Source organism: Planococcus sp. CAU13 (genome assembly GCF_000775575.1).
Classification (GTDB): Bacteria; Bacillota; Bacilli; order Bacillales_A; family Planococcaceae; genus Planococcus.
Genome location: NZ_JRGN01000049.1, coordinates 1 through 18,322 on the forward strand (window position 1 = coordinate 1; position 18,322 = coordinate 18,322).

General features: G+C 49.5%; 22 protein-coding genes. 2 read left to right on the plus strand and 20 right to left on the minus strand.

All coding sequences use genetic code 11. From position 1 onward, the window contains the following. Window positions 1-64: 64 nt before the first annotated feature. From KW93_RS02060 to KW93_RS02100, 10 genes are all read right to left on the minus strand, one after another. Window positions 65-406 carry a zinc ribbon domain-containing protein YjdM gene (locus tag KW93_RS02060; RefSeq protein WP_033541299.1) on the minus strand — a complete coding sequence of 114 codons (342 nt, stop codon included), beginning with the start codon at window positions 404-406 and terminating at the stop codon, window positions 65-67. Window positions 407-446: 40 nt separating this feature from the next. Next, the gene (locus KW93_RS17555) at window positions 447-596 is read right to left on the minus strand and encodes a hypothetical protein (protein WP_162473339.1); all 150 of its coding nucleotides are present in this window, start codon (window positions 594-596) and stop codon (window positions 447-449) included. Between the two features lie 100 nt (window positions 597-696). After that, a complete protein-coding gene (locus KW93_RS02065) occupies window positions 697-1,218 on the minus strand; it encodes a hypothetical protein (protein WP_033541300.1) in 522 nt (173 codons plus the stop codon). Between the two features lie 65 nt (window positions 1,219-1,283). Further along, window positions 1,284-2,492, minus strand: a complete 1,209-nt coding sequence (locus KW93_RS02070; RefSeq protein ID WP_033541301.1) for an ABC transporter permease — start codon at window positions 2,490-2,492, stop codon at window positions 1,284-1,286. After that, on the minus strand, window positions 2,485-3,417 hold the full coding sequence (locus KW93_RS02075; RefSeq protein WP_033541302.1) for an ABC transporter ATP-binding protein: 933 nt from the start codon (window positions 3,415-3,417) through the stop codon (window positions 2,485-2,487). The genes KW93_RS02070 and KW93_RS02075 overlap by 8 nt, the downstream gene beginning before the upstream one ends. A gap of 22 nt (window positions 3,418-3,439) precedes the next feature. After that, window positions 3,440-4,285 (minus strand): ATP-binding cassette domain-containing protein, encoded by an 846-nt coding sequence (locus tag KW93_RS02080; protein WP_033541303.1) that lies wholly within the window; start codon window positions 4,283-4,285, stop codon window positions 3,440-3,442. A 3-nt stretch (window positions 4,286-4,288) separates the two neighbouring features. Beyond that, window positions 4,289-4,678 carry a GntR family transcriptional regulator gene (locus tag KW93_RS02085; RefSeq protein WP_033541304.1) on the minus strand — a complete coding sequence of 130 codons (390 nt, stop codon included), beginning with the start codon at window positions 4,676-4,678 and terminating at the stop codon, window positions 4,289-4,291. A 15-nt stretch (window positions 4,679-4,693) separates the two neighbouring features. Next, the gene (locus tag KW93_RS02090) at window positions 4,694-5,416 is read right to left on the minus strand and encodes a hypothetical protein (protein WP_033541305.1); all 723 of its coding nucleotides are present in this window, start codon (window positions 5,414-5,416) and stop codon (window positions 4,694-4,696) included. Between the two features lie 175 nt (window positions 5,417-5,591). After that, window positions 5,592-6,779 (minus strand): hypothetical protein, encoded by a 1,188-nt coding sequence (locus tag KW93_RS02095; protein WP_033541306.1) that lies wholly within the window; start codon window positions 6,777-6,779, stop codon window positions 5,592-5,594. Next, window positions 6,772-7,296 carry a sigma-70 family RNA polymerase sigma factor gene (locus tag KW93_RS02100; protein WP_033541307.1) on the minus strand — a complete coding sequence of 175 codons (525 nt, stop codon included), beginning with the start codon at window positions 7,294-7,296 and terminating at the stop codon, window positions 6,772-6,774. Before KW93_RS02100 ends, KW93_RS02095 begins: the two co-directional genes overlap by 8 nt. 138 nt (window positions 7,297-7,434) lie before the next feature. Between KW93_RS02100 and KW93_RS17360 the strand changes: the two genes are divergently transcribed. Together KW93_RS17360 and KW93_RS02105 are read left to right on the plus strand one after the other, a co-directional pair. Beyond that, window positions 7,435-7,590 (plus strand): hypothetical protein, encoded by a 156-nt coding sequence (locus KW93_RS17360; protein ID WP_161787022.1) that lies wholly within the window; start codon window positions 7,435-7,437, stop codon window positions 7,588-7,590. Continuing rightward, window positions 7,587-8,234 carry a DsbA family oxidoreductase gene (locus tag KW93_RS02105; RefSeq protein ID WP_033541308.1) on the plus strand — a complete coding sequence of 216 codons (648 nt, stop codon included), beginning with the start codon at window positions 7,587-7,589 and terminating at the stop codon, window positions 8,232-8,234. The genes KW93_RS17360 and KW93_RS02105 overlap by 4 nt, the downstream gene beginning before the upstream one ends. Window positions 8,235-8,298: 64 nt before the next feature. Here KW93_RS02105 and KW93_RS02110 read toward each other — a convergent pair whose 3' ends face one another. The 10 genes from KW93_RS02110 to cdaA form a co-directional block, all read right to left on the minus strand. Continuing rightward, window positions 8,299-8,550 carry a hypothetical protein gene (locus KW93_RS02110; protein ID WP_033541309.1) on the minus strand — a complete coding sequence of 84 codons (252 nt, stop codon included), beginning with the start codon at window positions 8,548-8,550 and terminating at the stop codon, window positions 8,299-8,301. 22 nt (window positions 8,551-8,572) lie between these two features. Next, complete coding sequence (locus KW93_RS02115) at window positions 8,573-8,968, minus strand: VOC family protein (protein WP_052131431.1); 396 nt, start codon at window positions 8,966-8,968, stop codon at window positions 8,573-8,575. Between the two features lie 46 nt (window positions 8,969-9,014). After that, window positions 9,015-9,281, minus strand: a complete 267-nt coding sequence (locus KW93_RS02120; RefSeq protein WP_052131432.1) for a hypothetical protein — start codon at window positions 9,279-9,281, stop codon at window positions 9,015-9,017. A gap of 18 nt (window positions 9,282-9,299) precedes the next feature. Beyond that, window positions 9,300-9,752: a GNAT family N-acetyltransferase gene (locus KW93_RS02125; RefSeq protein WP_033541311.1), complete on the minus strand. Its 453-nt coding sequence runs from the start codon at window positions 9,750-9,752 to the stop codon at window positions 9,300-9,302. 49 nt (window positions 9,753-9,801) lie between these two features. Continuing rightward, window positions 9,802-9,951 carry a hypothetical protein gene (locus tag KW93_RS17590; protein ID WP_162835038.1) on the minus strand — a complete coding sequence of 50 codons (150 nt, stop codon included), beginning with the start codon at window positions 9,949-9,951 and terminating at the stop codon, window positions 9,802-9,804. Window positions 9,952-10,083: 132 nt separating this feature from the next. Then, window positions 10,084-12,516 (minus strand): ATP-binding cassette domain-containing protein, encoded by a 2,433-nt coding sequence (locus KW93_RS02135; protein WP_033541313.1) that lies wholly within the window; start codon window positions 12,514-12,516, stop codon window positions 10,084-10,086. A gap of 120 nt (window positions 12,517-12,636) precedes the next feature. Beyond that, complete coding sequence (gene glmS, locus KW93_RS02140; protein WP_033541314.1) at window positions 12,637-14,439, minus strand: glutamine--fructose-6-phosphate transaminase (isomerizing); 1,803 nt, start codon at window positions 14,437-14,439, stop codon at window positions 12,637-12,639. 431 nt (window positions 14,440-14,870) lie between these two features. Next, window positions 14,871-16,220 (minus strand): phosphoglucosamine mutase, encoded by a 1,350-nt coding sequence (gene glmM, locus KW93_RS02145; RefSeq protein ID WP_033541315.1) that lies wholly within the window; start codon window positions 16,218-16,220, stop codon window positions 14,871-14,873. A 158-nt stretch (window positions 16,221-16,378) separates the two neighbouring features. Then, window positions 16,379-17,347 carry a CdaR family protein gene (locus KW93_RS02150; protein WP_033541316.1) on the minus strand — a complete coding sequence of 323 codons (969 nt, stop codon included), beginning with the start codon at window positions 17,345-17,347 and terminating at the stop codon, window positions 16,379-16,381. After that, the gene (cdaA, locus tag KW93_RS02155; protein ID WP_033541317.1) at window positions 17,340-18,176 is read right to left on the minus strand and encodes a diadenylate cyclase CdaA; all 837 of its coding nucleotides are present in this window, start codon (window positions 18,174-18,176) and stop codon (window positions 17,340-17,342) included. The genes KW93_RS02150 and cdaA overlap by 8 nt, the downstream gene beginning before the upstream one ends. Window positions 18,177-18,322: the final 146 nt, after the last annotated feature.

The following is an 18,322-nucleotide window of genomic DNA, read 5'->3' on the forward strand; positions in this document are numbered from 1 at the left end:
GTTTATCAGCGATTTTTGACCATTTATCAGCGATTCCCCTTATTCCAGCTGCTCCAGCCAACAATTACCCCTTCTTCACAAACTCCGACTTCAGCTTCATCGGCCCGAAGCCGTCAATTTTGCAGTCGATGTCGTGGTCACCGTCGACCAGGCGGATGCTTTTCACCCGCGTCCCTTGCTTCAATACAGACGAACTGCCTTTCACTTTCAAATCCTTGATGACTGTGACGGAGTCTCCGTCCTGCAATACGTTGCCGTTCGCGTCTTTCACGACTTTCGCTTCTTCAGCCGATTCACTCTCCGCTCCCGGCGTCCACTCATGTGCGCATTCCGGGCACACTAATAGGCTGCCGTCTTCGTAGACATATTCGGAATTACATTTTGGGCAATTTGGTATTTCGTTCATCGAAAACTCCTCCATTCATGATGCAGATGCACCCTGCTGTTTACGCCGTCCGTTTCCGGAACGCGCGCCGCTCTGCGTACATTACGCATTTCTCACAAACCACGATCGGCTTGTTCACTTCATTGAAATACTTCCGCGGTTCAGCCGCTTTCTTTTTGCAGACGGCGCATTTCTTTCTGAAAATCGACAACATCTTTCTCCCACTCCCCCGAGTTCTGTGACTGCAATTAATAATAAAAACACTCTCAGGAAAAGCTTATCCCAAGAGCGCATTTTTAACCATAGCGAAATTAACTTTCTTCCTGCTGCAGCCACTTCGGTGGATACATATCCGCTGGAGCAGCCATATACCAGGTATGATGAGCTTCTTCTTCTAGATTCTGCATCTCCTGCCACGCCACCCCAAATGGCAGCATAAATTCCTCACCAGCCGGAATCCCGTCGATACGCAAAGTAATACCATAATCCAGATATTCCACTTCCGTCAGCTCAACTTTCCGCAACGCCCGGAGCCAGTCTTCGTCCACTGCTCCCAGACTCAACTTCAAATTGCCGCAATACCAGCTTTTCAACTCCAGCGCTTCACCGGTTTCGATCTCGGCATCTGAAATGGTCAAAGAAGGCGTGAAACGGATGGTGAAAATATGGCGCTGTACCTTTTGCGGCGTCAGCCGGACTTCGATCAGCCACCGGCCATCCACCGGAAACCGCTCATCGACTTCTTTTTCAATAAAAGCAATGCCCGCTTCAATCGGCCGCCAGTCCTCATCACTCACCAGAACCCGCACTTTCCCAAAAGGTGTTTCCAGCATCCGCCCTTCCTCCTCCGACCCATTATTTTTTCAATAATCGTATTGTAATCACATCTTTTATTCCATTAAGCACGAATCCATTTCCAGATTTCACCCGGCGTCGCGTTCTTGCCGTACATGAGAATGCCGGTTTTGAAGACTTTGCCGGCGAGCTTCATGAAGACCCAGACGCTGACCGCGAGAATCGCGATGGCGATGATGATTTCCAGCCACGGCCATTCCTCGAGCAGCGACAGCCGCAGGATCAGGACGCCCGGCGACGTGAACGGGATGTAGCTGCCGAGCTGTGCAATAAAACCGTTCGGGTCGCTGATGACCGGTCCGATAAAGAGGAACGGGCTGAACGGCAGCATCATGACGAGGCCCTGGAAATTTCCGGCGGTGGAGACATCGGCCATTGTGGCGCCGATTCCGACAAACAGCGCCGCATACAACAGGTAGCCGAGCACTGCGATAAACAATAATACCAGCAGTTCAGGCACCAGCAGATATTCCAGAACCGGGAAATCGATTTGCCAGATGAGCACCGGCAGCGCAATGACCAGGAAGACAACGACTTGAATGATGCCGAGGATAAAATAACCGATGATCTTGCCTTGCATCAAATCTGATGGCGTCAGCGAAGACAGGATGATTTCGGCGATTTTGTCTTTTTTCTCCTGGGAAGCGCTTGTGAAAATCGCCATTCCGGTGAAGACGATTGACAGCATCACGACAGCGGCGAAAGCACCGGGAATCACACGTTCCAGCATGTTTTCAGCGAACAGCCCGCCTTCTTCCGTTTCGACCGAAGCATCTTCAAAGACAATCCCCTGGGCCACTACGCCCGCTTCTTCAGGGGTCAGGCCCAGCTGCTCGATCTGCACCATCTGCAGCGGTGCGCTGAGAACCTGCACTTCATCCATGAACGCGGAATCCGTATCTTCGTTTGTATAGACAGTGACTTTCCCGGTTTCGACTGATTCTTCCGTGACGAACACATACGCCGTATCTTCAGCTTCTCCGAGTGCCGCTTCCGCTTCGGATTCGGTTATTTCCGTCGGTTCCATCTGCCAGTCGGTATTCGCAGCAGCCGCTTCCAGCTGTTCATAGACGCCGAGCCCGTCGTTGACATAGACGGTCGTTGTCGCGGCTTCGTCGTCTGAACTGAACAATTGCGGCACAAAGAAGAATGCCAGGAAAATGATCGGTGTCAGAAACATGCCGATGATAAATGATTTGTTTTTCAGATTGCGCCGGATTTCCCATCTGGCGACTTTCATCGTGTTACGCATGCAGCTCACTCGCTTCCTTTAAGAGATTTTTGTCCGTGGCGATGTCGATGAAGATTTCATGCAGCGAAATCCGGTCGATCGACAATTCCTGGATATCCAGTGCTGCCGGAAGATTTCGCAGCCAGACGGCCGGCTGTATATCTTTCGACAGATACAGAACTGCCGCATCCCCGGTCTGCTCCACCCGCTCCACTTCCGGCAGGCTCTCAAGCAGCGCCAGACTGTTCGCTCCATTGATCGTACATTTGAAATTGGCGTACTCCTTTTTCACATCGCTGATCGGTCCGTAAATGACGCGCGTGCCACGGTGGATGAGAAACAGCCGGTCCGCCATTTCCTCAACGAGATTCATTTGATGCGATGACAATAAAATCGCGGTGCCATTCGCTGCAAGTGAACGGATTTCTTCTTTAAACAGTTCCTGGCTCACCGGGTCGAGCCCTGAAAACGGCTCATCCAGAATGAGCAGCTCCGGTTCATGCAGAATCGCTGCGATAAACTGCACTTTCTGCCCCATCCCTTTTGACAGTTCTTCCACCGACACTTTGTCTTTTCCTTCGAGACCGAATTTCTTCAGATAGTCGAGTGCGCGCTCTTTCGCCCGGTCGAGCGGATAATCCTTCAGTTCCGCGAGATACAATAAGATGTCCATGACTTTGACGTTTTTATAAAGTCCGCGCTCTTCCGGCAGATAGCCAATTTTATTCCGCGGGATTTCCTTTCCCGCGCTGTTATGGAACGTGATCGATCCTTCATCCGGATACATAATGCCCATGATGTTGCGGATCGTCGTCGATTTCCCCGCTCCGTTCGGCCCGAGCAGCGCCATGATTTCCCCTTTTTTCACTTCAAATGAAATATTCGAGATGATCCGTTTGTCTTTGAATGACTTCCCTAACCCTTCAACTGTCAGCATCGTTTCCATTTTCCTCATCCTTTCCCTTGTTTTATTTCAGCAGCAGGCTGATGATTTCTTCCAGTTCCAATAATTTATTGTCAATGGCATCAATACCGTGTTCCAATAAATACTGTTCCGTTGCGTCAGGGTTGTCCGATATCAATTCGTTGCCTGAACGTGAAAGTTCTCCCGGCAGTGTGTCAGCCGGCATCCCACTTATCCAGTAACGGCGATAGGTTGTTGCCAGCACATCTTTCTCATAAAGCCCTGCCGGTTTCCCGTCCCGCATCAGGAATAAATAATCGGCGAGTTTCCGCAAATCTTCCGGCTGATGGGTCGTCAGGACGACAGCGCGGTCTTCCTGCTCCATCCAGTCGACCAGCAGATCCATGAACAGTGCTTTCGACGGGATATCGAGAGACGCGGTAGGTTCATCAAGAATCAGGATATCTGTGCCACGCGGCAAGGCGAGCGATAAGCTGAGCTTCTGCTGCATGCCGGGCGACATTTTGCCGAAGCGCTTGTCGAGCGGTATATCAAAAAGTTCGATCATCCGCCCGAACAGCCGGTCATCCCATTTTGTGTACAGCGGCGCAATCAGCTCTTTCAGCTCGTGCCCCTTATAGGCGTTCCAGCCGACTTGTTTCTGCGGCTGAAACGTGACATGCCGTTTCCAGCCTTCGTCGTTTCCATCAACCAGTTTCCCAAGCACCCGGATGGCTCCCCCGTCCAGATTCGCCAGATTCATGATCAGTTTCAGCAATGTGCTCTTGCCGGAACCGTTATTGCCGACGAGTGCCGTGATGGTGCCAGGTTCAATATTCAAATTGATCGGTCCCAGACGAAAATCGTCGATGTTCTTACGTACGTCCTGTATTTCAATCCATGCAGGCATCCGTCATTCCCCTTTCGTGAGTTTCTTCAAAATCTCTTCAAACACATTTTTTATTTCATCGGCTGTATAGTCGTAGTCAATCGCATTTCGAATGGCGCGTTCGAACTCGACCTGGACAGACGCTGTCATCGTCTCTTCTTTTCGGCTGCTGTGCACTTCTTTGACAAAGGTCCCTTTACCGTGTGCCGTTTCAATAAAGCCTTGTGCCTCCAGATCCTGATAGGCGCGCCTTATCGTGATGACACTGATTTCGAGGTCTTTCGACAGCGCCCGTATCGACGGAAGCGGAGTGCCCGCGGTCAGCTGCCCGCCCGCGATCAGCGCTTTCAGCTGTTTTTCAATCTGGTGGTAAATCGGTTCACGCGAATCTTTGGATAAACGTATCGGCAGCAATTTCAGGCCCTCCTCTCACAGATAATCTGTTTTCCGGATCAATTTTCTCATATCGGCCTGCCAATAGTTCCAGCCGGCAATACCGATAACGGCAGCAGCCACAATCGACAGCCATGTCCAATCCGCTGCGAGGACCATCGTCCAACGGATAAAGCCGCCATCGGCAAACAGGAAGAGTAGCGCATACAGAATCGCGATGCCTGCCAGCATATAAATGAATGATTTGACGATTGCACTCGTTTTGTAATTGCCCCCCGCTTCGCTCGCCGCCATCATGAAGCCAACCGCAATCGACAGCGCCAGCCAAATCAGCACGAATGCGATATAGGCGAGCGGTGACATCCCTTCCCGGAAGTTCTCCGACATCAGCGGCATTGCCGCAAGCAGGATGAATTGCAGGGGAAATGAACAAACCGCGTGGATAACGAAACGGCTTTTAATGATGACGTCTCTTGAAACCGGAAGCTGCTGCAGCATGACGACGGACGGCACCGTCCATAAATCCCCGTCCATCTTCTGCATCTGGAATTCTTTGCTTTTCATCCAGGCCGGGAACAGGAAGAAAATTGCAAGGAACAATAAATCAAACAGCATAAATCGCTCTTCCAAATAAAGATCGAACGACATCATGACTACCAAGCTCATGGCAATATAGAAAACCATTATGGTAAGCAGGCTTTTCCTTGAAGCTTTCAGCTCAAAAACCGCCAACCGGTATGCTTGTTTCCATTCATTCATCTATATACACTCCTTCTTAACTGTTATACTGTTTATACTCATATACACAGTAACAAATCTGTTTTGCAGTTGTCAATAAGTTTGCAGAATTCTTTGCGCAAAAAGAAAAGCATCCCTTTAATGTAAGGGGATGCTTTTTGCATGGTTTGTACAGAATTTATTTATTGAGATTTGATTAATCCGCGACTTTCAATAAATAGATCGTTCCGTCTTCTGCTTCGCCGTTGAGGTACAGTGTTCCTTCATCTGTAAAGCGTGGTGTAATAAGCTGTTCTTCAATTGTGTCCAGCGCAGGCAATCCGGTCAGTGCACCACCTTCCAGTTCGAACAGCTGGATAGTCTCCCCCTCGCCATCCGGTACACTGAGTGCCACGTAATTTCCGTATATTGCAGCTAACGAAGAAGAGCCTAATTCAGGCGTCTCTATTTCCGACATCGTTCCTGTTTCCAAATCAATAACAGCCAATTTCCCGCTGAAATTTTCATCAAAAAACTGGATTAAGATTTTATTGTGCGTCACTTGGGTATTTGACACTGCGACAGAAGGAACTTCAAATTCTGCTGTCATCTTGCCGCTCTTCGCGTCATAGATGAACAATTCGGTAATTCCTTCAAGGTCGCTGCGCTCCGACGCTACAAGCAGGCCCTCATTGAATTCCAGATAACTGTCAGCAGTTGCTGACACCTGATGCAGAATCGTCTCTTCACCAGTTTTCAAGTCCATCAGCCTATAGGTTGGCCCTCCACTCCCAAAAGTGACATAACCCAAGTGGTCGCCGTCGATTACCGGCATCATTGCATTCACATCTGAAATCGAGACTGTTTCGCTGCTGCCGAGTTTACGCACGTTCAACGTGGAATTGTCCCAATCCATTTCCTGCACTTCCGTCCAGACAAGCCATTCACCTTCGTAAGCCACTTCATAGATCAACGATTCTTCCCCCGCTTCCACCAGCAGCGTCTTCGACTGGTCTTCGACGTTGTAGGAATAGATTGCCCTTTCTTCTTTGAAAATGAAGTCACCAGTTTCATCATTATAAAAAATGGTGTTATCCATCACCGACTCCTCGCTTCTCGGAATCGTAACCTGTTGAAGGGATTCTTCCAGTTGCCACAGCGGCGTCTCCGGTTCCTGCGAAGCATTCGGCTCCTGCCAATCACTGACGTAAGGATAGCCCAGCACACCCGCAAGCCCGATCACCGCCACCCCCGCAAGTGCCGGCAACAGCTTAGGCGCTCTCGAAACTTTTCGGCCGCCGACCGTTTCCTGCGCCGCCTTCAAAATCTGCCGCTTTTTCACATCCGACAGCGTTACATCTCCCGGCACCGACTTGTCCAATTCCCGTTTCAAACTCTCACGCATGGTCAATCCCCTCCTCCGCAAATGTGATGCCTGCCTGCTGCCTGCCTCTCACCAGCCGTGTCTTCACCGTGTTGCCTGAGACATTCAACACCTCACCGATTTCCTTTACCGACAGCTCCGCATAATAATGAAGCCACAGCACTTCACGGTATTTCAGCGGGAGCCTGGCCACAGCATCTGCCACCTTGCTGCTCTTTTCCGAAGCCAGTGCCATGTCCTCCGCCGAATTCTTTCCTGGCAGCAGCGGGCTCAGCTTGTTCGTCAATTCGATTTTGCGATGTGCCCAGCTCCTGAAATGGTTATGGCATTCATTTACCGTAATGCGGTACAAAAATGTCTTAACACTTGAACGCCCTTCAAAATTATCAAGATTTATGTAATAGCGGATGAACACGTCCTGCACAATATCTTCCGCTTTCGTCCGTTCCTTGACGAACGAATACGCCAGCCGCACCAGGTAATGCCCGTATTCATCCATCGCTTCCGTCAGCAGCCGGTCCTTCTCCCTCTTCTCCAAGCCCTCGCCCCCTTTTTCTCTAACCGTTAGACAACGCTGAGATCCTTTTGGTTTCATTATGCCAATCCAATTATTAGAAGTTCTCCGTATTTTCCTATACCATCAATGATAAACGTATATCTCGAGGAGGAATATAAATTGGAAAAAGAAATAAAAAATGAATCAGCCAATACACTGCAGAACTTAAGCGGACTCAAATTGGTCGATTTCGGCGATTCCACCGGCTTTGCCTGTGATGTCGAAACAGGTTTCTGCGGTCCCATCGATCAAAAAAAGGAGGAAGATGACAAATGAAAATAACGATCTGGTCAGACTTTGTATGTCCATTCTGTTTTATTGGCGAAGCCCATTTGAACGGGGCGCTGGAGAAATTCGACCATGCAGATGATGTGGAGATTGAGTATAAAAGCTTCCAGCTGATGCCGGACGGGGATTATATGCCCGGCAAAGGTTACGCCGAGACTTTTTCGGCTATGAAAGGATTGCCTTTGACACAGGCCGAAGCCATGCTGAAAAATGTGACGGAGTCGGCAAGCCGCTCTGGCGTCGAGATCAATTACGACATCGCAAAACTGGCAAACACATTTGATGCCCACCGCGTTTTCCAATATGCGAAAGAACAGGGTAAAGGAAATGAATTCTTCCAGCGCGCCTATGTGGCGCATTTTACAGAGGGTGAAATTTTGAGCGACACGGACACCATCGTCCGTCTGGCAGAAGAAGTTGGCCTCACCGGCGCTGAAGTCCGCAGTATTGTGGAAAATAAAGTGAACGCCGAAAAAGTCGAGCAGGATATTTCCCAGGCGCGCGCAGTCGGCGTGCAGGGTGTTCCGTTCTTCGTCATCGACAATAAATACGCAGTTTCCGGCGCGCAGCCGATTGAAGCATTCAGCCAGGTATTGAATCAGGTCTGGGAAGAAGAACATGCGAAAAAGTGATTAAAAAAATGCCCTCCCGCTCTTCTGACGGGAGGGCATTTCATGTTCTGTTTTCCTTGCCGACTCATTTTCCTTTTGATTTCCCCATCCGTTCATTGCCGCGTTTGAAATTCCCTGTTGCTTTCGCCAGCAGCAATTGCTCTTGCTTCACATCACCCGCAGCCACGGACAATTTGCCGGACAGCCGCTCCGCCTCTTTCCCTTTCAGGATTACCACTGTTTTTCCTTCATAGGCTATCAGCACCGTCCCGCTTTTCGCCAACTGGTAGGTAAACGGTTCTTCGTCCAGCCGGCCTTTTTTATCAATTTCGCTCAATTTTCCCCCTCCTTACTTCCTCTTACCTGTTCATTGAGTCAAGGTTTTCATAGATTTCCAGCAGGTTGCCTGCCGGATCACGGAAATGGGCCACTTTAATGCCCCATCCTTCCTGCACAGTCGGCTCGGTAATAAAATCGACTTTCTTCTGAAGCTCCCGGTATTTTTCTTCCACGTTATCAACTTTAAAAATAAGCGCCGTCTTATCCGACCGTTTCCGGAGTAAATGGTATTCGGCTCCGATGGCATCGGCCATTTGCTTCCGTACAAACAAGCTCAGGTTGACTCCCGCAAACTCGAAATCTGCATAATTGGAATCTTCATCGCCCCATGAAACGGCAAAACCCAGTACATCCCGGTAGAACACGAAACATGCTTTGTAATTGTCCACCAATAAGCGAATATTCGTCAGTTCCAAATAAATTCCCCCTTACTGCGATTTCCCATTCCCGCAACTCCTTCAATCACCCTGCAATAATTGGCGGCGAGTACTTCATATCAACTTCGTTTACACTAATTTCGACCATGCTGTACTCCACAATTTCACGTTTTTCATATGTAAAAAGGTGCTCCAACCCCATATCCCCTTTCAGCACTGCAGGCAGATACGCCTGCAGAGTCGCTGCCACACCGCGGTTTTCTTTATGGAGGATCCAGTCCAGCGCTTTCCAGTCGAGTATGCCTTCTGCTGTTCCGATCGGCGTCTCCCCGCTTTCGATTTTACCGCCCACTCTATTCCGCAGCCTCTATTACCCTTTATTGATTTCCCAGTAAATCAGCACTTCACTCCGAACGACTTCCTTCATCCCAAGCTTTTCGAGCACACGGATCGACCCCGCGTTACCCGGCAGCGTTTCCGCCTTGATTCTGCGGACGTTTTCCTGTTTCCACGCCCAGCCGATCAACGCGTCGACCGCCTCCGTCGCATAGCCTTTATTCCAGTAAGCCTCCAGCAGCCCGTAGCCGATTTCCACTGCACCTTTTTCGTCAGGCTTCTCTTTGAAACCGAGGTCCCCAATAATGGTTCCGTCCGATTTCAGCACGGCCAGCCATGGCCCCCAATAAAGAATGGCGGGATCTTCCTTCAGTTTTTCAATATGGTTCCAAACTTGTGGCCCGTTATCGTAATTCTGTTCTTTCAGCACTGAAATCATTTCTTCTGTGCAAGGTGTAATGATTAATCGTTCCGTCTCTATTTTCATTTTGTAACAGCCACTCCGTTTTGGTTTTATTTTCTGGACGCCCATAAATTTATTGAACAAAAGTCTCAAAAATCCAGGCAATCAAATATAATGGCGCCCCCACAATCAGCACGCCTGCGATAAAATAACTCAAACCCTTTAAAAGCAGACTGAACACATCATAGATGGTGCCTGCCAGATCATCGATAAATTTCAGCATCGCTTTCCCTCTCTTCCAATAAAAGCTTCGTTTTATTTCTTCCATCATACCATTTGAAAGTGCAGCAAAATACTGAATTTTGCATTTCGTTTCCAACATGAAAAGCCGGACCCAAAAGGATCCGGCCACCACTTATAAATAACGCCCCGTCACAGACGTCCCATTTTCTTTAATGTCACTCGGCGTGCCTTCCGCAATCACCCGTCCGCCTTTGACGCCGCCTTCCGGACCGAGGTCGATCACCCAGTCACTCGCGCGGATCATGCGGAGATTGTGTTCCACCATGACGACGGAATTGCCCTGGTCGATCAGTCGGTTGAACAATTCCAGCAGGTACTGGATATCGTACGGATGCAGGCCCGTCGAAGGTTCATCCAGCAGGAACAGCGTCTTCTGCTTCGTTTTCTTCATCAGGGATGTCGACAGTTTTAGGCGCTGCCCTTCACCTCCCGATAATGTTGTCAGCGATTGGCCGAGCAATAAGTAGCCAAGTCCGATTTCCGTCAATAATTGAAGCGTTTTCCGGATTTTCGGCTCTCCTTTGAAAATCTCCGCCGCTTCTTCAATGGAAGCTTCCAGGCAGTCATTGATTGAATAGCCGCTATATTCGACACGCAGCACATTGTCTTTGAAGCGTTTGCCTTTGCACGTCGGGCACACCACTTCAAGGTCATTGAAGAACAGCATATTGCTCATGACGTAACCCAATCCCTCACACGTCTCACAGCGTCCGCCGCTCGTGTTGAACGAAAAATGCTTCGACGTCAGCCCCTGCGCTTTGCTGTCATCCAGTTTGGCATACAGATTGCGGATGTCGGTGAATAAATTCGTGTACGTCGCCACATTAGAGCGTTTCATTCTGGAAATACTGGTTTGATTGATGGTGATGACTTCATCAAATTGCTCCAGCCCCGAAACGTTTTTCGCCTGTTCTCCGACCACATCGAAAATTAATGAAGACTTTCCTGAACCTGAAACACCCGTTACGCTCACCAGTGACCGGGTAGGAATCGCCACTGTCACCGAATCCAGGTTGTGATGGGTTGCCGCTTCCACGCGAATCGCTCGTTCCCCATGATGCCTGACTGCTTTTTTCGGCACATCCGTCACAGCCACGTATTCTTTGATCAGTGACCGTTCATTTTTCTGCAGATCCTCCAGTGAACCCGTGCCGATCAGCTCCCCACCGAAGCGGCCTGCTTTCGGTCCGATTTCAATTAAATGATCCGCCTGTTTCATGACATCGGTGTTGTGTTCGATGACAATCACCGTATTGCCTTTGTCGCGCAGCTTTTTCAGAATGTCCAGGATGCCTTCGGTGTCTTTGGCGTGCAGGCTCGCGGTCGGCTCATCGACGATGTAGACGATGTCCGTCAAATCCGAATCAAGTATTGCCGACAGGCGGATCCGCTGGCTTTCGCCTCCGGATAAGGTGCTTGTGCCGCGCTCCAGCGTCAGATAGCCGAGGCCAAGCCGCTTGATGCGTTTCAGTTTCGTGTCGATATCCTGAAGATAAACATCAACTACCGCCAGCTCTTCCGGCGACAGATCGGTGCGGATCTCTTTCACCCAGCTCAGCAGCTGCTCCAGATCCAGCATCGAAATCTCCGTAATAGAACGATCTTTCACTTGGACGCTGCGGCTTTCTTCATTCAATTTCGTGCCATCACATTCCGGGCACGTATCACTGAAGAAAAAGATTTCTTCCCGTCCCATGTCTCCGCTTTTCTCCTGGTACTTGCGCCAAAGGTTGGTCATGACCCCTTCAAACTTGCCGTCGCCGACCGTTTTCGGCTCTTTTACAGCCGTCAGCTGCTGCACTTCTTTACTGCCTGTGCCGTGGCAAAGCAGCGCATACTGCAATGGGCTGAACTCTTTGACCGGCTTGTTTTCCTCAAGCGGTTCGCCGTTATGCTTCATTGTATTTCTGAGATTTTCAAGCTGGTAATCAAGGTAGCGTCCCTGCCACAATCCGATGGCGCCTTTTTCAAGCGGCAATTCCTTGTTGAACAGGACATCGGCATTAATTTGGATGACCTGCCCGATTCCTTTGCACTTCTTGCAGGCGCCGTCGACGGTGTTATAGGAAAAATGGCTGCGGGTGTATTTTTTGAACCGGTGCGTACAATACGGACACATCTGAAATACCATAAATTCACCGTCCACATGCTCCGTTTCTTCGATGGCCTTCACCGGCTCCACGTCTTTGCCGCAATGAGGGCACGGACGGACACCAAGCTTCTCATAAATCATCCGCAGACTTGTATACATCGCCGTCTTTGTGCCGACCGTCGACCGAGGATTTGAAGTTGTTTCCTGCTGGCGCAGGCTGATCGCTGGAGATGCACCACTGATCTGCTCGACTTTCGGTTTCTCGATGCCCTGCAGGCCCATCGCTTCGAGGTATTGCCGCTGCGATTCATTAAAAAGAATATCGTGCGCCAGCGTCGACTTTCCGGACCCTGAGATGCCGGTGATCACCGTCAATTTGCGCTTCGGAATCTTTACACTGATATCTTTCAGGTTATGCTCATTCGCGTGCTCGATGCTGATCCATTCTGTCATCCCAACTGCCTCCTCCGTTAACTAGAGCCATACTATACAGTTAATAATAAATGCAGACAAGCTTTTCGCCAATAAAAAAGCCGGACCCCGGAGGATCCAGCTTCTATGTTATTGAATGTTTTATTCAACCGTAACCGATTTTGCCAGGTTGCGCGGCTTGTCGACGTCACAGTCTCTGTGAAGCGCTGCGTAATAGCTGATCAATTGCAGCGGAATGACCGATACAAGCGGAGTCAACAATTCGTGCACAGTTGGCAGCACGTGGCTGTCACCGTCTTCGTTCAGACCTTCCATTGAAATGATCATCGGATTTGCGCCGCGCGCAGCCACTTCTTTGACATTGCCGCGGATGTTCAAGTTGACCGATTCCTGCGTAGCAAGTGCAATGACCGGTGTGCCTTCTTCGATCAAGGCGATCGTTCCGTGCTTCAGCTCGCCGCCGGCAAAGCCTTCCGCCTGGATGTACGAAATCTCTTTCAACTTCAATGCCCCTTCAAGGCCGACGAAATAATCCATTAACCGGCCGATAAAGAAGCAGTTGCGTGTTGTGGAAAGGAATTCGAAAGCCAATTGCTCGATTTCTTCCTTCATATCCACCTGGGATTGGATGGCGTTTGCCACAATGCCCATCTCCTGGATAAGGTCGAAGCCGATGTCACGGCCGCGCGCTTCTGCCGTTACAGCTGCCAAAATGGCAAGAACCGCCAATTGCGCAGTGTAAGCTTTTGTTGAAGCTACCGCAATTTCAGGGCCGGCATGCAACAATAACGTATGGTTCGCTTCACGTGAAAGCGTAGATCCCGCTACGTTGGTGATTGTCAGTGACGGGAAGCCAAGTTCTTTGATGCGCACCAATACCTGGCGGCTGTCAGCTGTTTCACCTGATTGTGAAATGAAGATGAACAATGGCTTTTCGGACAGAAGCGGCATATTATAGCCGAATTCACTCGCTACATGCACTTCCACCGGGATGCCCGCCATTTTCTCCAAATATTCCTTGCCGATCAATCCTGCATGGTAGCTTGTTCCTGCCGCAATGATGTACAGGCGGTCAGCTTCCTGCAGTGCTTCCAGAATTTCCGGTTTGATGGTCAATTTGTCATCTTCACCTTGGTATGCCTGAATAATTTTACGCATAACCGCTGGCTGCTCATCGATTTCCTTCAACATATAATGAGGGTATGTGCCTTTGTCGATGTCGCTCATATCGATTTCAGCAGTGAATGGTGCACGTTCCACTGTTTCGCCTTCAAGCGTCAGGATATCCACGCTGTCTTTACGGACGATGACAATTTCCTTATCCATCAATTCCACAAACTGGTCTGTGACTTGCAGCATCGCCATTGCGTCAGATGCCACAACATTGAATCCTTCGCCCAGTCCGACAAGCAGCGGGCTCTTGTTTTTCGCTACAAAAATCGTCTGCTCTTCTTCTGCATCAAGCAATGCGATCGCGTAAGAGCCTTTCATCAATTTCAATGCTTTGCTGAATGCTTCCTTCGTCGTCGAGCCTTCTTCGACGAATTTGCCGATCAACTGCACAATGATTTCCGTGTCCGTATCGGATTCCATTTCCACGTCAGCCAAATAATCACGCTGAAGGTGGTGGTAGTTTTCAATGACGCCGTTATGCACAATTGTAAAACGGTCAGACGTGTTCTGGTGCGGATGTGCATTCACGCGGCTTGGTTTACCATGGGTCGCCCAGCGCGTGTGGCCGATTCCTGTGTTGCCGGTAACATCTCCGTCAACTGCGCCGCGAAGGTCCGCAATGCGGCCTTTTTCCTTGAAAACGGTAATGCCGTCGCCGTTGCGCACAGCAATACCGGCTGAATCGTAGCCGCGGTATTCCAGACGTTCAAGGCCTTTCAATAGGATCTCTTTCGAATCTCTTTCTCCGATATAACCAACAATTCCACACATAATTAACGTTCCTCCAATGTTCTGCAATAGTAAAATAAGCGTTCGCTTTTAGCGCGCACGCATTCCTGAGCCCATTCACCTTGTTGTCCAGCCAATCACTCAACTGTTTTAAAGGTAAACATAACGACCGGGCTTCACGGCCGGGAGGTATCCGCCGAAATCTCGATACTCCTCCTCCTCGTCTACTGGAAAATGACTTGTCCGTCCGATTTTCCCAGTACAGGCGCTATAGCTGGTTTCCTTGTACGCTTTTTCTATCCCCCTTTTTCAGCGGTCCTAAACGGACATACTAATCATAACCTGCTCTTTGTAAAAGAGCAACTGCACCAAACGACTCATATGAAGTAAAACTATTCTATTTTTTTGCATAAAAATATCCGCGAACCAGAAAGCCCGCGGATAATTACTTATCATATTACTAATTTACTTACTTAACTTATGCCCATTTCTTCGCGGACCACTTCAGCAATGCGCTCCACGTAGTTTTCGCAGTCTTCTGCTGAAGCCGCTTCTACCATGACGCGCACCAATGGCTCCGTTCCGGACGGGCGAACGAGCACCCGGCCGTTGCCGTTCATTTCTGTTTCGACCTGTTCAATCTCAGCCGCCACTTTTTCATTATCCGTTACCGCATGTTTGTCAGATACACGGATGTTGACCAGCTTCTGCGGGAAAATTGTCATTTCAGCAGCAAGTTCAGACAATTTCTTGCCGGTGATTTTCATGATATTGACCAACTGCAATCCAGTCAATAAACCATCGCCAGTCGTGTTGTAATCAAGGAAGATGATGTGGCCGGATTGTTCACCGCCAAGGTTGTAGCCGTTTTTCCGCATTTCCTCCACTACATAACGGTCGCCGACAGCTGTTTTGACACTGGTCATGCCGTGTGATTCCAGTGCTTTATAAAAGCCCATATTGCTCATCACGGTAGACACGACTGTGTCTTTATTCAAGCGGCCTTCATTTTTCAGATGCTTGCCGCAAATATACATGATCTGGTCACCGTCGACAATCTGGCCTTTTTCATCAACCGCAATCAGGCGGTCGCCGTCGCCGTCGAAGGCAAGGCCGATGTCGGCATTTTTTTCGACGACCAATTCCGCAAGTTTCTGCGGGTGCGTCGAACCGACCTGGGCATTGATGTTGAGGCCGTTCGGCGAAGCGCCCATCGATGTGATATCTGCATCCAGATCGGCAAATACGTGCGTGGCCAATGTGGATGTGGCACCGTGTGCGCAGTCGAGCGCTACGTGGATGCCGTCAAATTCTTCATCAACAGTCTGCTTCAAATACTGGATATATTTCTGTCCGCCTTCAAAATAACTGGTGATGGCACCCAGATCGCCGCCGGTCGGGCGCGGCAAAGTGTCTTCTTCCATGTCCAGCAGCGCTTCGATCTCCGCTTCCTGTGCATCTGAAAGTTTATAGCCATCCGAGCCAAAGAATTTAATGCCGTTGTCTTCGACAGGATTGTGTGAGGCCGAAATCATGACGCCCGCTTCCGCACTCATCACACGCGTCAAATAGGACACGCCTGGTGTGCTGATGACGCCGAGGCGCATTACTTCCGCTCCGACACTCAGGAGTCCGGCAGCGAGTGCGCCTTCCAGCATTTCACCGGAAATGCGCGTATCGCGTCCGATCAAAACTTTCGGTTTATCTTTCGAGCTTTTCGTTAAAACGTATCCGCCGAAGCGGCCCAGCTTAAACGCCAGTTCAGGTGTCAATTCACTGTTCGCAACACCGCGAACTCCGTCTGTTCCAAAATATTTTCCCATGCTTTTATTCTCTCCTTAAATCCAATTCAATAATCGGATAATAATTCCTGTCTCATGCAATCAAATTTCGCTGCATCTACATATACCACAAAATCTTCCTTATTCAAACTTCACGTCATTCTGCTGCTCCGTGAGCCATTTAACGTACCCGACTCTAATCAGTCAGGAACAGCCGAAGTTTCCTCGACACTGATGTCCGCTTCCACAATGATGTTCGCCGGCTCCACCGAACTTGTTCCGCTCGGCGCCTCAAGGTCCACTTCAATCGACGTATCCGTCAGCGCGACACCGCTGACATCCACTTCCACTTCATATTCCGTGATTGCATCCACGACGCTCCGCGGCCCAAAAATCTTAACGGTCTCGACGTCAGTGGCAATAAAATCAACTGTGATCCCTTCACGGGCCGTTCCCGTCTGAATGAGTGAAATTGGAACTTCTCTGCTGTATTCTTCAATAATGGCTTCAACTTCCACCACTTCGGGCTCGATTGTCACATTATCCAGTTTCGTCAGGTCATTGGCCAGCACCCGGACTCTCGCTTCTTTGGTGACCGATGAATTCAGTCCCGGTTCTTCTGTGACAGTCGCTTTTACAAAACTGATGGAATCAATGACGCTTTTCGGCCCGCTGACAGTTACGGTGTCGGGATCTGCCGTGATGCTTTTCAGGACATAGCCTTCAGCGAGCAGGCGTTCATTCAACTCCGGATCAATTTTGAATTCCTGGGTCACCCGCTCCTCAATCATCACGTTCAGGAATGTCGGATCGATGCGGACGCCCAATTGTTCCGAAATATTCTCCGTTTGAACCCGTACGCGATGTTCCCCGAGCTGCAGATTCCGAAGATCCACGAAAACAGTAAAATCCTTAATCTGGCGTGTTGCCTGCACCATGCTGTTGGGCCCGGTGATATGGACATCCACCGTCGCCGGCACTCCACTGACCAGTAAACTTGTATCGTCGTAATATACTTCAAGCGGCACATCTTCGATGATTTCGGTCATCGTATTGGTGGCCGCAGAGTTATTATTTTCATCTTCCGCTTTAACGGAAAAGAACATAAGAAAGGCAAGCACCAAAGCAGTAATCCTTAAAAACCAGGGATTATCCATCATTTTATCCATTCTTTTTTCCCCTCCAGTTCCACCAGGAAGAAGTTTGTTTCTGCTGTTCATCACCGAACCAGATGCGGCGCAGTTTCACTTCGAAATCTTCCAATGACAAGTTGCGGTGCAAATCCCCGTTGGCCGTCAAACTGATTGCTCCGGTTTCCTCTGACACAACAATGGTGATGGCATCTGTCACTTCACTGATCCCAAGCGCTGCCCGGTGACGGGTTCCCAACTCTTTGGAAATGAACGGACTTTCCGATAGCGGAAGATAGCACGCCGCCGCTGCCACTCTGTTTTTCTGGACAATAACGGCTCCATCGTGGAGAGGTGTATTGGGGATGAAGAGGTTGATCATTAACTCTGACGTAATGTCTGAGTTCAAAGAAATGCCGGTTTCAATATACTCGCTCAATCCGGTTTCGCGCTCAATGGAAACCAGTGCGCCAATGCGCCGTTTCGCCATATAACTGACGGATTTCGTCATGGCTTCGATCAGCCGGTTGCGCTCTGATTCTTCATTCAGCGTGCTGCTCGAAAACAGTTTTCCGCGCCCCAGTTGCTCCAGCGCCCGCCGGAGTTCCGGCTGAAAGATGATGATGATGGCAAGGAAACCCCAGTTGAGCACTTCTTGCATGATCCAGCCGAGCGTCTGCAAATTGAGTGCCTGTGTAATCAGCTGGGCGATGATGATAACGAATATCCCTTTTAATAACTGGACCGCTTTTGTTCCTTTGATGATTGTGATCAATTTATATAAAACGAACCAAACTAATAAAATATCAGCTATATTGATAATAAGTTCGAATGGTGTTAAGTCAGTAAAATTCTCCAGAAACGGCATCTGCAACCCTCGCTTTTCTACATCTGCATGGCATAAGTATATCATAATCACAGGTGCGTTGCCTTTCAAGAAAAGTGACAGCGAGAGATTGGGCCAAATCTCTTTGGGCCAATCTCTTGCGACGAAGCAGCGCATCGATGCAGGAG